Origin of the sequence: Streptomyces monomycini (assembly GCF_022271435.1) — a bacterium.
Classification (GTDB): domain Bacteria; phylum Actinomycetota; class Actinomycetes; order Streptomycetales; family Streptomycetaceae; genus Streptomyces; species Streptomyces monomycini.
This window is the reverse complement of the sequence record NZ_JAFIQY010000005.1, coordinates 28,947-42,339: the sequence shown is the minus strand read 5'-3', so window position 1 is coordinate 42,339 and position 13,393 is coordinate 28,947. Positions and strand designations below refer to the sequence as shown.

The following is a 13,393-nucleotide window of genomic DNA, read 5'->3' as shown; positions in this document are numbered from 1 at the left end:
GTACCGGCGGTGTGCGAAGGCGGCCGGGGGCAGCGGCCCCGGCGGCCGCGGGTCAGGCGGGGACGGCCCGGCCGGGTGCGGTCAGCGGCGGTCCGGCTTCCGCGGCGGTACGGGTGCCGGCGGGCCGGTCGCGGTAGATACGGTCGAGCAGCCGTACCGCGGAGAGCTGCCGCCGGACGTGCGTGGTGCGGTAGTCGCGGTCGTCCAGGTGCCGGAAGTAGTGGGCGAACATGGCGTTCACGGCCGCGCCCTTGGGCTGCTCGGACACCAGGCGGTACGCGACATCGCCGTCCGGGGAGTGCAGCGCCGCTTCTGTGGGCGTGACGTTCAGGGCGCCCTCGGTGCCCAGGATCGTCAGTTTCTCGACCTTCTCCAGGTTGTGCCGCGAGATCCGCAGCGAGCCCGCGAAGTCCAGCCCCGGGTAACTGAACTGCACGCTGGCCAGGTCCTCCAGGCGCCGTTCGCGCATCTCCTCGTAGCGGTGCAGGAAGGTGGAGCGCACCTCGGCCGGGGCCGGGAACAGGCCGCTGAGCACGTCGAGGAGGTGGTACCCCATGTCGAGCAGGACGCCGCCCAGGGCGAGATCGCTGGTGGCGCGCCAGCCGCTGGTCGGCGTGGGCAGGTTCAGGTGGTAGTCGTACGAGAACCAGTACGGCCGGCCGATCTCCGCCAGCTGCTCACGGGCGAACGCGAACACCGGGTTGAAGCCGCGCTGGACGAGGGTGAAGGCGCTGCGGTCCGCGTCGTCCACCAGCTTGACCAGCTCCCGGGCCTGCGCCTCGGTGACGGCGAAAGGCTTCTCCTTCAGGACGTGCTTGCCGGCGCGCAGCAGATCGCAGCAGATCGCGAAGTGCGCGTTGTGCGGAACGGTCACCACGGCGGTGTCGAAGTCGGCGGACCGCAGGGCCTCGCCGAGGCTGCCGTAGAGCGGGAAGTCCCACTGCCGGGCCAGCGCCGCGGCGTCCCCCGAGGGGTCGACGCCGCCGGCGATGTCGGTGTGCCGCCGGACGATCGGTAGGTACTCCTGCCCCTGGTGCCCGGCGAATCCGATCACCAACGAACGACATCGGGGGCGACTGCTCGGTTCAACCACGTGTGTCACGCGCTCTTCCCTTTCTGACCCGATTGCGGACGTACGTGCGTCACTGGCGTCACTGGACCGGCGACCGTCACAGCGTGTCGCTGATGTCCTTCCGGCGGGGTGCCGGTGTCCGGGCGAGCCAGGTGTGTGCCGCGGTCACCGCGTCCCGGACGAAGGTGCTGCCGCTGCGCCGGACGCTGTCGTCGAGGAGGGCGAGGTCGTGCGGCCCCACCCAGGCGCAGCGCGGGTGCTTGTCCCGTTCCAGGCGCGGGGCGGTGAGGTCGCCGACGGCCTCGACCAGGTAGTCGATCTCGGTGCGGGTGCCGTCGTCGGCGTCCCACTGTCCCTCGGCCACCCGGTGCAGGACCCGGCCGAGGCGCCATCCGGTCTCCTCCGTCAGCTCGCGGGCGAGCGCCTCCAGGGGGCTCTCGTCCGGCTCGACGTGGCCGCCGACCACGTCCCAGCAGCCGGGAAAGAGCCGGCGGTCCGCGGAGCGCTGCTGGAGGAAGACCCGGTCCCGGCTGTCGACGATCAGAGCGCCGACCACCAGCTTTCCGGCGGCTGGCGGGTGCCCGGCGGGGGCCGCTGCCGGCCGGCCGTCCACCGTCCGCTCAGCCACGGCCGTGCGCCGCACGGTCGGTACGCGCCACCGCCGTGCCGGCGAAGTGGTCCAGCGTCCGGACGAAGGCGTCGCCGTGCTTGCGTGCCGCGGTGGCGTTGAAGCTGCCCGCGTTGTCGCACACCTGGTGGTAGCAGGGGTCGAACGGCTTGCCGGCCGTACCGCCCCACAGGCGGGCCTGCTCGGCCGTCTTCAGCTCGAAGGAACCGCCGTTGAGACCGCCGGCCGGAATGCCGGCCTTCATGAAGGGGGCGTAGTCGGACCGGCCGTCCAGCTTCCAGGTCTGCGCCGCCTCGCCGGCCTCGGCGAAGGCGCGGGTGAAGCGGTCCGCGATGTCGGCCGAGCCCTTCGGCGGGGTGATGCCTGACTCGGGGTCGGCGTTCTTCCCGTCCATGGTGAACAGCCCGGAGTTGGGGCCGCCGATCATCTCCAGGTTGAGGTAGGCGGCGACGCGCTTGCGCTGGGCCGGGGTGAGCCGGTCCACGAAGTACTGCGAGCCGAGCATGTCGAACTCCTCGGCGCCCCAGAAGGCGAAAACCAACTGGTTCTTCGGGGCGGGCCGCTGGGCGCCGCGCAGCGCGCTCTCCAGGAGGACGGCGACGGCGGCGCCGTTGTCGTTGATCCCGGCGGTCTCGGGCACCGAGTCGAGGTGGGCGCCGGATATCACCTGGTGTGCCGGATCACCGGCCCTAGTACGGGCGATGAGGTTCTCGGTGGTGCGCTTCTCGGTGCGCGAGCGGAGGGTGAGGGTGCCGGGCGCGTTCTGCCCGGCGGCACGGGTCAGGGCCTCGCCGGTCTCCGGTGACACCCCTGAGACGGGGATGCGGGCCCCGGCGGCGTCCTTGAGCCAGCCGTACAGCTCGCCCGGCCGGTCGTTGATCACCACAACCGCGGCGGCTCCGGCCGCGGCGGCGGCCTTGCCCTTGTCGTCCATCGTGCAGCCGCCGTTGCCGACCAAGGCGATCCGTCCGGTGACCGTGGCGCCGTCGTACGAGGCGGGTACGCAGCCCTGCCGCCGCTCCTCGGGGCCCGTCAGCGCCGCGAACCGCGCGGTCAGGCCCTTGGCGGGGGTCGAGGGGGAGTACTTGGCCACGGTGACGGGCACCGGCTTCCCGCCGGGCAGCGTGAGCCGTTCCGTGAGGACCTGGGTGAAGAGGAAGCCGAAGGGCTGCCGCTCGACCTCGTAACCCGCCTTCTTCAGCCGCTGTTCGACATAGTCGAGGGACTCCGCGTAACCGCTGGTCCCGGAGGCGCGGTTGCCGCCGTTACGGTCGGCTATGCGCTGGAGCGCGTCGACATGGGCACGTACCCCGCTGTCCGTGAGAGACGCCGGCGCCGTGTCCGCCCGGGCCGGCACCTGTGACAGCAGGAGCGCGGACAGGACGGTGGCCGACACGGCAGCAGTCGTCGGCGTACGGAAACCCACTTCTTTTCCCCCTGTTGTGTGCCGTCCCGGGTGTGTTCCACCGGGACGATGCGTGCGAAGCGCTTCCCGTGGCGGATGCGTGGCACGGGAGAAGCACTGGCCGGTTCGATGCGGCAGCGGGCATGCGAGCCCCTGCACACCGATGCGAAGGAAGCGCGGAGTGTCAGGAGTGACGCCCCGGCTTGAACGTGTCTCAGGTAATAACAAGTCATTGCGACTTTGCAAGCCCTTGGCGATCAAAGGGCGGGTTGCGAGGGTCGGGAGCCAACAATTCAGGCCATCGGTCGCCGGACCGCCATCATGCCGTTGACCTGCAACGTAAGGGGTGTCGGAGACGCCGACCGGCGGGTTCCCGTGGTTGCTGGCATGGCTGGATGGCGGTGGTCCGTTTATCTCCGCACCTTGCCGGAACTTTGCCTTTCTTCCGGGTGAACCGACCCCCGCGAACAGTAATTGCCCGTTGAACTGTGTCCGCTTCGGCGATGCTTATCAGCCAGATTCGCCGAGCCCTGGAACCCCGCATTCCAGGGGTGGGTAGCCCTGCGTATCCGCGGCACCTAGGCGTTTCACGGCGCGTGTCCGGCTCGATCTCACGGCGGAAATCCCGCCCAGCGGAAAACTCAGGTCGGCAGGTCGCCGCCGTGGCGGGGGAGCGAGCCCGCTGAGCAGAGCCGTGTGACCCGCTGCGTCCTGGGCGACAGCAGGCGCTGACCGCGACGCCTGCTATGAGGCGACGTCGGTCCACAGGTCGGTGCTGTGGGTCCCGATGAGAGCGCTGATGCGGGTGAGTACGTCGCTGACCGGCTGCGGATCGAGCCGGCGTCCGTCACGCAAGCGCAGTGCGACGTGATCGTCAGCGGCCTCCTTGGCGCCGATGACGGCTTGGTAGGGAATCAGGCGGGCCGCTCGGATACGGGCGCCCAGGTTGCCGCGGTCCGGCCCCGCGATCCGGGCACGCAGTCCGAGACGGGTGCAGCGTCGGGCGAGGGCTGTGGCGTTCGGCAGTTCGGTGTCGGAGATCGGAAGAATGACCAGCTGAGTGGGGGCCAGCCAGGCGGGAAAGGCTCCGCCGTGCTGTTCGATCAGATGGGCAACGGCACGTTCCACGCTGCCGATGATGCTGCGGTGGACCATGACCGGACGGTGCCTGGCGCCGTCCGCGCCGATGTAGTGCAGGTCGAACCGCTCGGGCTGGTGGAAGTCGACCTGGACGGTGGACAGGGTGGACTCCCGCCCGGCGCCGTCGGCGACCTGGACGTCGATCTTGGGACCGTAGAACGCTGCCTCTCCCTCGACTGCCTCGTAGGGCAGGCCGGAGCGGTCGAGGACATCGGTCAGCAAGGCGGTGGACCGCTGCCACTTCTCGGGTGCGGCAACGTACTTGCCGCCGGGCCCCGGGAGGGAGAGCCGGTGACGCGTGGGAGTGATGCCCAGCGCCTCGTACGCCTGGCGGATCATCTCCAGTGCCGCCTGCACCTCCTCCGCGACCTGGTCCAGGGTGCAGAAGATGTGTGCGTCATTGAGCTGAATGGCCCGCACACGGGTCAGTCCGCCGAGCACGCCGGAGGGTTCGGAACGGTACATGCCTCCCAGTTCGGCCAAGCGCAGGGGCAGTTCGCGGTAGCTGTGGGAGCGGTAGATCACCGCATGGTGGGGGCACAGGCTCGGCCGCAGGAGGACCTGTTCTCCGCCGAGATCCATCGGGGGGAACATGTCGTCGCTGTAGTGCGCCCTATGCCCCGAGATCTCGTACAGCTCCCGCTTGCCGAGGACGGGTGAGTACACGTGCTGGTAGCCCGCCCGCCGCTCGGCGGAACGGATGTACTCCTCCAGGGTGTGCCGCACGGCCGCGCCGTCGGGCAGTCAGTACGGCAGGCCGGCGCCGATGAGCGGATCGGTGTCGAACAGGCCCAGTTCACGGCCGAGTCTGCGGTGGTCGTGCACGGTGGTCATCGCGGTCTCCTTGCTGGTCGCGGAGCAAGTGACCGGGCCTACGACGAAGCCCCGGGGCACGTGCCCCGGGGCTTCGGATCAGGTCGTCTGTCAGCGCGCCGGGACACTCTCCGGCGTCGTCGTCATAGCAGCGCGCTTCATGCCGCAGACGTTAGCAGGCCGCAGCGATGTCCCAACGCCATTCCTCGGCAGGAGTGCCCGGGCCGCCCAGGGGCCGCAGACCGCCGGGCAGAGGCAGATCAGGCAGTCGGAAGGCATACCGGCCGAGCATGTTGATGTGCTGTCGCACGCATGGTGAGAGGCGGGGCCACGCCCTCTTGATCCGCCAGGGTGGGGTAGTCGTTGTAGCCGGCGGCCCCGCCCACGTACATGAAGTACCGGTCCCGGACGGGGTTGAGCGGCGCCTCCCGGCGCAGCCGGGCGACCAGGTCCGGGTTGGCGAGGAAGGGCCGGCCGAGCGCCACCAGGTCGGCGCCGGCCGTCAGCATCTCCCGCGTGGCCCGGGCGACGGCCTGCGTGGACAGGCCGGTCAGATCGGGGTTGCCGATCAGGACGCCGGGCCAGTCGGCACGGATGCGCCGGTACCAGCTGGTCGTCGGCGCGGAGCGCACCAGGTGCAGATAGGCGAGGTCCAGTCCTTTCAGACGGTCCAGGAACGTGGCGTAGAGGCCGTCGGTGTCCTCCTCCAGAACACCGTTGACCGTGCTCGCGGGGGAGATACGGATGCCCACCCGGTCCGCGCCGATCGCGTCGGCCACCGCCTCGGTCACCTCCGCCGCGAACCGCACCCGCCGCCCGGCCGGGCCGCCGTAGCCGTCGGTGCGGCGGTTGGTGTTGTCCGCGAGAAACTGATGCAGCAGCATCCCGTTGGCCGAGTGCACCTCCACGCCCTCGAAGCCCGCGTCGACGGCCCGGCGTGCGGCGGCGGCGAAATCGGCGATCGTGGCCCGGATGTCGTCCGCCGTCATCGCCCGCGGGACGGCGGCCTGCCGGTGGCCCTGCGCTGTGAAGATCGTCTCCGGCAGCGGTACGGGGGAGGGGGCGAGGGGCGTGCGGCCGGTGGTCGCCGGGTGGCTGACCCGGCCCCCGTGCTGGAGCTGCAGGAACATCCGCCCGCCGGCCGCCCGCACCGCGTCGGTGACCCGACGCCAGCCGGCCACGTGCCGGTCGGTGTGGATCGCGGTGATGTCCGGATACGTCTGCCCGGCCGGATTGGGCGTCGAGCCCTCGGCGATGATCAATCCGGCCGAGGCGCGCTGTGCGTAGTGGGTGACCATCAGGTCCGTCGGAGTGCCGTCGGCCGCCGCGCGGTTCCGGGTCAGCGGGGCCATCACGAGGTGGTTGGGGAGGGCGAGCCGGCCGAGCCGGGCGGGGGCGAGGAAGTCCGTTGTCCGCGTCATGCCCGTACGGTAGAACTTGACACTGATGTGAGGTTCAAGCTCTCTTCCCGGCGGAGGCGGACATGCGGATCGGCGAACTGGCCCGGCGCACCGGCGTGAGCGAGCGGTCGCTGCGCTACTACGAGGAGCGGGGGCTGCTCACCGCCGAGCGCACCCCCGGCGGTCACCGCGACTACCCGGAGACAGCCGCCGACCGGGTCATCCGCATCCAGGAGTTGTACGCGGCCGGGCTGCACAGCGAGAAGATCCGACAGCTGCTGCCCTGCATGCGCGACCGGGACGGCGGACCCTCCGCGGTCGCCACGCCGCGCCTGGCGCAGGACCTGACCGCCGAGCGCGACCGGATCGACCGCATGATCGCCGATCTGTGCCGTTCGCGGGAGACCCTGGATGAGGTCATCCGTACGGCCCGGGGTACCTGACATTGGGTTCTACGGGGCGCTGCAACCCCAATCCGCCGCACTCGCCCCCGCGTCGCACCGGGCCGCACACCGAAAACGTCTGCGCACCATGGCAAGACCCGCGAGTTGGGGCCGGCCCGCATCGGGCCGGCGACCCTCGGGGTGCCGGCCCTCGGGGTGCCCGCCTCCGCCGTCAGGAAACTCTCTTGAAGCGGAACTGCTGTGCCGTTTCCGCGGACACCGGAAGGTAGAGGCCGTCCTCGGCTCCCTGGCCGTTGACGCTGAAATCGAAACCGGTCCGGATGTCAGGTCCTGTGTCGAGCACGACTTTGATCTCCTGGTCCGCGGCGGACGACTTCCTTTTCTCCATGGACCACGTTCCGCTCCCGCCGGCTGTGGTGATCGGGGTTCCGTCCGGCCTGAAGCCTACGGGTACCTTCACTCCGGTCGCTGTTCCGTCCTCACGCAGGGTCAGCCCGGCTCCGCGGGAGCCGGTCCAGGAGCCGATGACGTCACTGCGCTCCGCCGTGCCGGGCCTCATCGCGTCGATGGCGGTGAAGAGCAGGAACCCGCCGACGGCGAGTACCAGTAGGGACGCTGCGATGGTCAGCGGCACTATCCTTTTCATCGGAGTGTTATGTCCTCTTCCCGGTCAACTGTGTGGTGTTCCATTCGGATTGGTCTGCCAGCCCGTCCGCAAGGGAGTTGGCATCGTTTTGTTCTCGATTCGGATGCGCAATGAGGCTTCACCCGTTTCTGCGTCTCGCGAGAGAACGTCGAGATCATAGTCGTACGAGCTGACGAAGGTGGCGGACGGCGTGCTGTACTTCCCTCCAGCGCGCGCAACCCTTGCGAATGCGGCAGCTTCACCGCGCTGTTCCGACCGTGTGCACACGGGGCGCCGGGCGGACCGGTATTGCGTGTGGCGGTCCGGGGCCGCTACGAAGACCCCATGCGTATACGAGCAGCACTGGTCGACATGCCCGGCGGTCCCTTCACTGTCCACGAGGTCGAACTCGAAGAGCCGAGGGCGGACGAGATCCTGGTGCGGATGACCGCCACCGGCATCTGTCACACCGACCTCAGCATGCGGCAGGCCTGGCCTCCGGAACGGCTGCCCATGGTTTTCGGGCACGAGGGCGCCGGAGTCGTCGAGGCGGTGGGGGAAGCGGTGACCACCGTCGCCCCCGGGGACACCGTGTGTCTGACGTACCGGAGTTGCCGTGTCTGCGCACAGTGCTCGGCGGGAGAGCCGGCCTACTGCGAGCACTCCGCGTTGCTCAACGCCGGCGGGTCCCGGCCGGACGGCAGCTTCCCGCTCTCCCGGGTGGGCGGCGCCCCGGTGCGCGGCAGCTTCTTCGGCCAGTCGGCCTTCGCCTCCCACTGCCTCACCACGGAGAGCAACACCGTCAAGATTCCCGGCGACATTCCCGCGGCTGTCGCCGCTCCGCTGGGATGCAGTGTCCAGACCGGTGTCGGTACGGTCCGTACCGTGCTGCGTCCGGAAGCGGGCACCGCCCTGGCCGTCTTCGGCGCCGGCAGTGTCGGCCTGAGCGCGGTCATGGCGGCCGTCGCCGCGGACTGCCCTGTCATCGCCGTCGAACCCATCGCCTCACGCCGCGCCCTGGCCCGCGAACTCGGGGCCACAGCGGTCGTCGACCCCGCCGGCGGAGACGATGTGGTCTCGGCCCTCCGCGACCTGACCGGCGGCGGACCGCACTGCGCCATCGACACGACCGGCCGCCCGGCCGTGATCTCCCAAGCGGTGCATGCCCTGCGCAGGCGCGGCACGCTGGCCCTGGTCGGCATCGGTACGGCGGAGTTCGCCACCCTGCCGGTCCTGACCAAGGGCCTCACCATCCGGGGCGTGACCGAAGGTGACGCCGTACCGGCCGTGGCCATCCCGCAACTGATCGGCCTCTACCGGCAGGGCCGGCTTCCGCTGGAGAAACTCATCACCGAGTTCCGCTTCGGCGACATAGAGGCCGCTGCCGACGCCGCGTCGACGGGGCGCGTCGTCAAGCCTGTGCTGAGGGCCGACTGAGGCGCGGGCCGGGGGCGGTGTGAGGGGCGGTGTGAGGTGCATCGAGGGACGGTTGGGGCTGGTGGGCAAGCGTGCTTTGGTGTCGCGCACATCTCGAAGAGCGAGAGGCTCGCCTACGCCGGCCGAATTTATCGCAGCGCTGTTATATTAGCGCTGTGACATCTTCCGATCCCACGGCGGTACCCGATCCCTGGCACTCCCTGCACGAGCTTCTCGCGGCCATGGACGCCGAGATCGAGCAGGTCTATGTCGAGCGGGGCATCGAGGGGGTGCGGCCCCGGTTCGCCTATCCGCTGATCCGGCTCGCCCACACCGGGCCGCTGACCATCCGTGAGCTGGCGAAGTCCCTGGACCGCTCGCACTCCGCGATCAGCCAGACGGTCGCCGCGATGCGCAAGGAGGGGCTCGTCACCTCCGAGCCGGGGCCCGACGCCCGTACCCGGCGCATCGACCTGACCGAGCGCGGCCGGTCGCTGGTGCCGTTCCTGGAGGCGGAGTGGCGCGCTACCCATGAGACGGTCGCCGAGCTGGACGGTGAGGTTCCGTACGCGATGACCAGCGTGGTCGAGGAGGTGCGGCGGGCGCTGGAGCGCCGGTCGATGCGGCAGCGGATCCTCCACCATCTTGCCGGGCCACCGCGATGAAGTGGGGTGTCCGGGCCCGGTTGCTCGACACCCGTCCGCTGCGCGGCAGCCGGTCGTTCCGTGACCTGTGGATCGGTACCTCCGTCTCGCAACTCGGCGGGCAGATGGCCGGCGTGGCGGTACTGGCCCAGGTCTGGGACCTGACTGGCAGCCCGCTGGGTACCGGCGCCATCGGGCTCGCCACGGGCCTGCCGATGGTGCTGTTCGGGCTGCTCGGCGGCACGTTGGCCGACACCTTCGACCGCCGTGCGGTGGTGCGGGCCACCACAGCGGGCCAACTGCTGGCCGCCGCGGGACTGTGTGCCCAGGCCCTGGCGCACAACCGCAACGTGCTGCTGCTTCTCGCCCTGGTGGCTGTGGGAGCCAGTTGCGGCGCTCTCGGGGCGCCCGCCCGGCGCACCTTTCCGGTCCGGCTGCTGCCGGGTGACCAGGTCGCGGCCGGTCTCGCGCTGACCAACGTCTCCTTCCAGGCAGCGATGCTGGCCGGACCCGCGACGGCCGGGCTGGTCATCGCCCGCTGGGGTGCTCCGGCCGTCTACGCGGTCCAGGCCGTGGCCATGGCAGTCGCGATGCTCACGGTGATCCGGTTGCCTGCCATGCGGCCCGAAGGCGCCGAGACGGACGGTGGCAGGCGTAAGCGTAGGCGCCGGCCGGAGCGTGGTGGCTGGGGGATCGTCCTGCGCCGTCCGACGCTGTGGGGCTCGATGGCCACCGACCTGTCCGCGACGCTGCTCGCCATGCCCACCGCGCTCTTCCCACTGGTCAACGAGGTCCGGTTCGCGGGTGACCCGCGGACCCTCGGCCTGTTCCTCTCGGCCGTCGCGGTCGGGGGGATCACGGCCGGTCTGCTCTCCGGCACGGTGACGCGCTGGCGCCGTAGTGGCCTGGTACAGCTGTCCGCGGCAGGTGTCTGGGGCCTGGCGCTGGCGTGCTTCGGACTGGCGGAGCCGTTGTGGCCGGCGCTGGGATGCCTGGCCGTGGCGGGCGCTGCCGACACCGTGTCCGTCGTCACCCGCAGTGCCCTGGTCCAGTTGGAGACGCCGGACGTGTACCGGGGGCGGGTCTCCTCGGTGGAACACGTCATCGGCGTCGCGGGCCCCGAACTCGGCAACTTCCGTGGCGGTCTGTTGGCCTCGGCCACCTCCGCCTCCTTCTCCCTGGTCTTCGGCGGACTGTCCGCCGTCCTGGCGATCGTCGCCGTGGCCGCGGCCAACGCGCCCCTGCGCACTTACCGCACGCCGTCTGCTGCCGCGAAGCCGGCCGTCCCCGGAGCCGCCGATGCGGCGGCCGCCGCCGGTCAGGTCTGCTGATGCGTCTCCTGTGACGCGCTTCCTGTGATGCGCCTCCCGTCCGGCCGCGCGCCGGGCGGCTACTGCTCCGTGTCCGGCTGGATGTCGGTGATGCGCAGGGTGTTCAGGTCGGAGGTCACCAGCAGGTAGGTGTAGCGCGGCTGCTCCGGGCCGCCCCAGGTGAGGCGGACCCGGGTCCAGGCGCGGCCCATGGCGCTGTCGTTGTAGGTGACGCGCCAGGCCGTCGGGGTGTCCTGGCCGCGCAGCACGCCGTCTGCGTGCTCCCGCTGCTCCCAGTTCGCCAGCCGGGCCCGCAGCTCGGGGGTGAGGTAGTGGCCGCGCAGCGCCTGGGCCAGCGCACTGCGCCCGTCGTCGGTCACGGCGTCGAGGTAGCTGCCGTAGAAGTGGGCGACCCGGTCGACGGCCGAGTCGGTGCGGCCGCTGCGGGCGGGTATCTCGGACCGGTCTCCGGCCGGTGCCGGTGCCGGGGCGGGTGCGGCGGTGGCGCTCGATCCGGTGGGCGCGGTGACGGCGAGGGCCGACAGGGCGGCGGCCAGGGCGGCGCGGCGGACGGTCCGGTTTCCGGGCATGGTGACGCTCCTCCTCAGGGGTGTCTCCCCTCCCGCCGGTGTGCCGTGCGGGCGGCGGCCGCCGGCCGGGTGCGCTGCGCGGGAGGAGAGGCGGTACGTCGGAACGGCCGCCTCCGCGCGGTACACGGGTATCCGGCGGGCGGGCCGCCAACCCCCCGACGGCCGGATACCCCGGGGAACGGCGCGAACCGTGGCCCCGGCGGCCGGATGTGGCCGGTGGGGGAGCCGGGACGCGCCGGGTAGGGGCCCCGGCGGGCGCCGCGTGGTGCGGCGGGGGCACCATGCAGGGGAGACAATCGTCCGACGAGGAGAGTGCCGTGGCCCAAGACGTCAGGTCGCTGCTGGCCGAGCTCGACTTCGCGAGCGTCACGCCCGAGGAGTTCGCGCGGATCGTGAAGGGGCTGTCCACCAAGGAGATCGCCGCGCTGGCGCGGGGTGAGCTGCGCGACCGGGTGCTGGGGGAGGTCTTCGGCAGGATGGGGCGGCAGTTCCGCCCCGACGCCGCGGCGGGGGTGCGGGCGGTGATCCGCTGGCGGATCACCGGGGAGCGGGAGGCCGTCTGGGAGACCGTTCTCGCGGACGGGGAGTGCACGGTGCGCGAGGGCGCCGGTACGGACGCGCCGCGGCTGGCGATGACCATGGGGGACGCGGAGTTCCTGCGGCTGGTGTCGGGCAACGGCAATCCGGTGACGATGGTCTTCACCCGCAAGATCAAGGTCTCCGGTGACCTGGGACTGGCCGCCAACATGAGCCGGTACTTCGACATTCCCAAGGTGTGAGGGACGCCCGGCCACGGGAGGCGTGAGGGACGCCCGGCCATGGGAGGTGTGAAGGGCGCCGGCCACGGGAGGTGTGAGGGACGCCCGGCCATGGGAGGTGTGAAGGGCGCCGGCCACGGGAGGTGTGAGGGACGCCCGGCCACGGGAGGTGTGAAGGGCGCCGGCCACGGGAGGTGTGAGGGACGCCCGGCCATGGGAGGTATGAAGGGCGCCTGGCCCCAGGAAGTGTGGGAAACGCCTGGCCGCGGGCTGCGGGGGAGCCTGACCACAGTGTCCGGGAAGGCCCGTCCCCGGCGACGACCGGCCCCCGCCCACGAGGCGAGGCGGCATCCGTTGGTGGAGCGCGGGTGTCTCCTGAGGCGGCACGAGATGATGTCCGCCCCCTTGACCGGGGCCTGCCAATCGTTAAAGTCTAGACCAATTGGCGAGCGGGATTCCGGCCTTCCCCAGGTAGTCGGCACTGCACTCGGGGCGGCCGTGGTCCTCGCGCGTCGGCACCACACCTTCGCGTCACCCACCCCCACCAGCGGGGTCCGCACGGACCGGACGCACCGCGCGACAGCGCCGGTACGTGTCCGTCCCGCGCCGGGCCCCCACCGTGAAGGAGTCGACATGCACCAGAAGAGAAAGATCGCCACGGCCGTCGGCGCCGCGCTGGCTCCGCTCCTCGTCGTGACCCTGCCCGCGAGTTCGGCGAGCGCCCACGGCTATGTGAACGCCCCGGCCAGCCGGCAGGCCCAGTGTGCGGCGGGCACCGTCTCCTGCGGAGACATCAAGTGGGAGCCGCAGAGCGTCGAGGGGCCCAAGGGCCTGAAGAGCTGCAGCGGCGGCAACGCCCGGTTCCGGGAGCTCGACGACGACAGCAAGGGCTGGAAGGCGACCTCGGTCGGCAGCTCCCAGGCCTTCACCTGGCGGCTGACGGCCCAGCACCGCACCAGCACCTGGCAGTACTACATCGGCGGACGCAAGATCGCGGAGGTCAACGACCACGGGGCCAAGCCGCCGGCCACCGTCACCCACAACGTGAACTTCCAGGGCATCAAGGGCAAGCAGAAGGTGCTCGCCGTCTGGAACGTCGCGGACACCTCCAACGCCTTCTACGCCTGCATCGACGTCAACATACGCTGACGCCAGGGCGGGGCGGCGGGCCCGCGCCCGCCGCCCCGC

At 71.1% G+C, this 13,393-nt stretch carries 12 protein-coding genes and 1 pseudogene; 6 read left to right on the top strand and 7 right to left on the bottom strand.

What is annotated here, in order from left to right; translation table 11 throughout:
- Positions 1-52: 52 nt before the first annotated feature.
- The 5 genes and pseudogenes from JXZ78_RS08230 to JXZ78_RS08210 form a co-directional block, all read right to left on the bottom strand.
- A complete protein-coding gene (locus tag JXZ78_RS08230; RefSeq protein WP_063726121.1) occupies positions 53-1,054 on the bottom strand; it encodes a Gfo/Idh/MocA family protein in 1,002 nt (333 codons plus the stop codon).
- A gap of 115 nt (positions 1,055-1,169) precedes the next feature.
- Entirely contained in the window at positions 1,170-1,700 is a 531-nt protein-coding gene (locus JXZ78_RS08225; RefSeq protein WP_238782753.1) for an NUDIX hydrolase, read from the bottom strand.
- Positions 1,693-3,096, bottom strand: a complete 1,404-nt coding sequence (locus JXZ78_RS08220; RefSeq protein ID WP_050502696.1) for a M20/M25/M40 family metallo-hydrolase — start codon at positions 3,094-3,096, stop codon at positions 1,693-1,695. The genes JXZ78_RS08225 and JXZ78_RS08220 overlap by 8 nt, the downstream gene beginning before the upstream one ends.
- A 753-nt stretch (positions 3,097-3,849) precedes the next feature.
- Positions 3,850-5,070, bottom strand: a pseudogene (gene thrS, locus JXZ78_RS08215) (threonine--tRNA ligase).
- Positions 5,071-5,318: 248 nt separating this feature from the next.
- The gene (locus JXZ78_RS08210; protein WP_050502695.1) at positions 5,319-6,479 is read right to left on the bottom strand and encodes an alkene reductase; all 1,161 of its coding nucleotides are present in this window, start codon (positions 6,477-6,479) and stop codon (positions 5,319-5,321) included.
- A gap of 62 nt (positions 6,480-6,541) precedes the next feature.
- On the opposite strand from JXZ78_RS08210, the gene JXZ78_RS08205 reads away from it, so the two are divergent.
- The gene (locus tag JXZ78_RS08205) at positions 6,542-6,901 is read left to right on the top strand and encodes a MerR family transcriptional regulator (RefSeq protein ID WP_030021777.1); all 360 of its coding nucleotides are present in this window, start codon (positions 6,542-6,544) and stop codon (positions 6,899-6,901) included.
- 172 nt (positions 6,902-7,073) lie between these two features.
- Here JXZ78_RS08205 and JXZ78_RS08200 read toward each other — a convergent pair whose 3' ends face one another.
- Positions 7,074-7,508, bottom strand: a complete 435-nt coding sequence (locus tag JXZ78_RS08200; RefSeq protein ID WP_157851650.1) for a hypothetical protein — start codon at positions 7,506-7,508, stop codon at positions 7,074-7,076.
- 324 nt (positions 7,509-7,832) lie between these two features.
- Between JXZ78_RS08200 and JXZ78_RS08195 the strand changes: the two genes are divergently transcribed.
- From JXZ78_RS08195 to JXZ78_RS08185, 3 genes are all read left to right on the top strand, one after another.
- Complete coding sequence (locus JXZ78_RS08195; RefSeq protein ID WP_030021775.1) at positions 7,833-8,924, top strand: NAD(P)-dependent alcohol dehydrogenase; 1,092 nt, start codon at positions 7,833-7,835, stop codon at positions 8,922-8,924.
- 155 nt (positions 8,925-9,079) lie between these two features.
- On the top strand, positions 9,080-9,568 hold the full coding sequence (locus JXZ78_RS08190) for a MarR family winged helix-turn-helix transcriptional regulator (protein ID WP_030021774.1): 489 nt from the start codon (positions 9,080-9,082) through the stop codon (positions 9,566-9,568).
- Positions 9,565-10,878, top strand: a complete 1,314-nt coding sequence (locus tag JXZ78_RS08185; RefSeq protein WP_030021773.1) for an MFS transporter — start codon at positions 9,565-9,567, stop codon at positions 10,876-10,878. Before JXZ78_RS08190 ends, JXZ78_RS08185 begins: the two co-directional genes overlap by 4 nt.
- A 59-nt stretch (positions 10,879-10,937) precedes the next feature.
- Here JXZ78_RS08185 and JXZ78_RS08180 read toward each other — a convergent pair whose 3' ends face one another.
- On the bottom strand, positions 10,938-11,447 hold the full coding sequence (locus tag JXZ78_RS08180) for a hypothetical protein (RefSeq protein ID WP_030021772.1): 510 nt from the start codon (positions 11,445-11,447) through the stop codon (positions 10,938-10,940).
- A 317-nt stretch (positions 11,448-11,764) separates the two neighbouring features.
- On the opposite strand from JXZ78_RS08180, the gene JXZ78_RS08175 reads away from it, so the two are divergent.
- Together JXZ78_RS08175 and JXZ78_RS08170 are read left to right on the top strand one after the other, a co-directional pair.
- Entirely contained in the window at positions 11,765-12,226 is a 462-nt protein-coding gene (locus JXZ78_RS08175) for an SCP2 sterol-binding domain-containing protein (protein WP_030021770.1), read from the top strand.
- A gap of 612 nt (positions 12,227-12,838) precedes the next feature.
- Complete coding sequence (locus JXZ78_RS08170) at positions 12,839-13,354, top strand: lytic polysaccharide monooxygenase auxiliary activity family 9 protein (RefSeq protein WP_030021769.1); 516 nt, start codon at positions 12,839-12,841, stop codon at positions 13,352-13,354.
- The last annotated feature ends 39 nt before the right edge of the window (positions 13,355-13,393 follow it).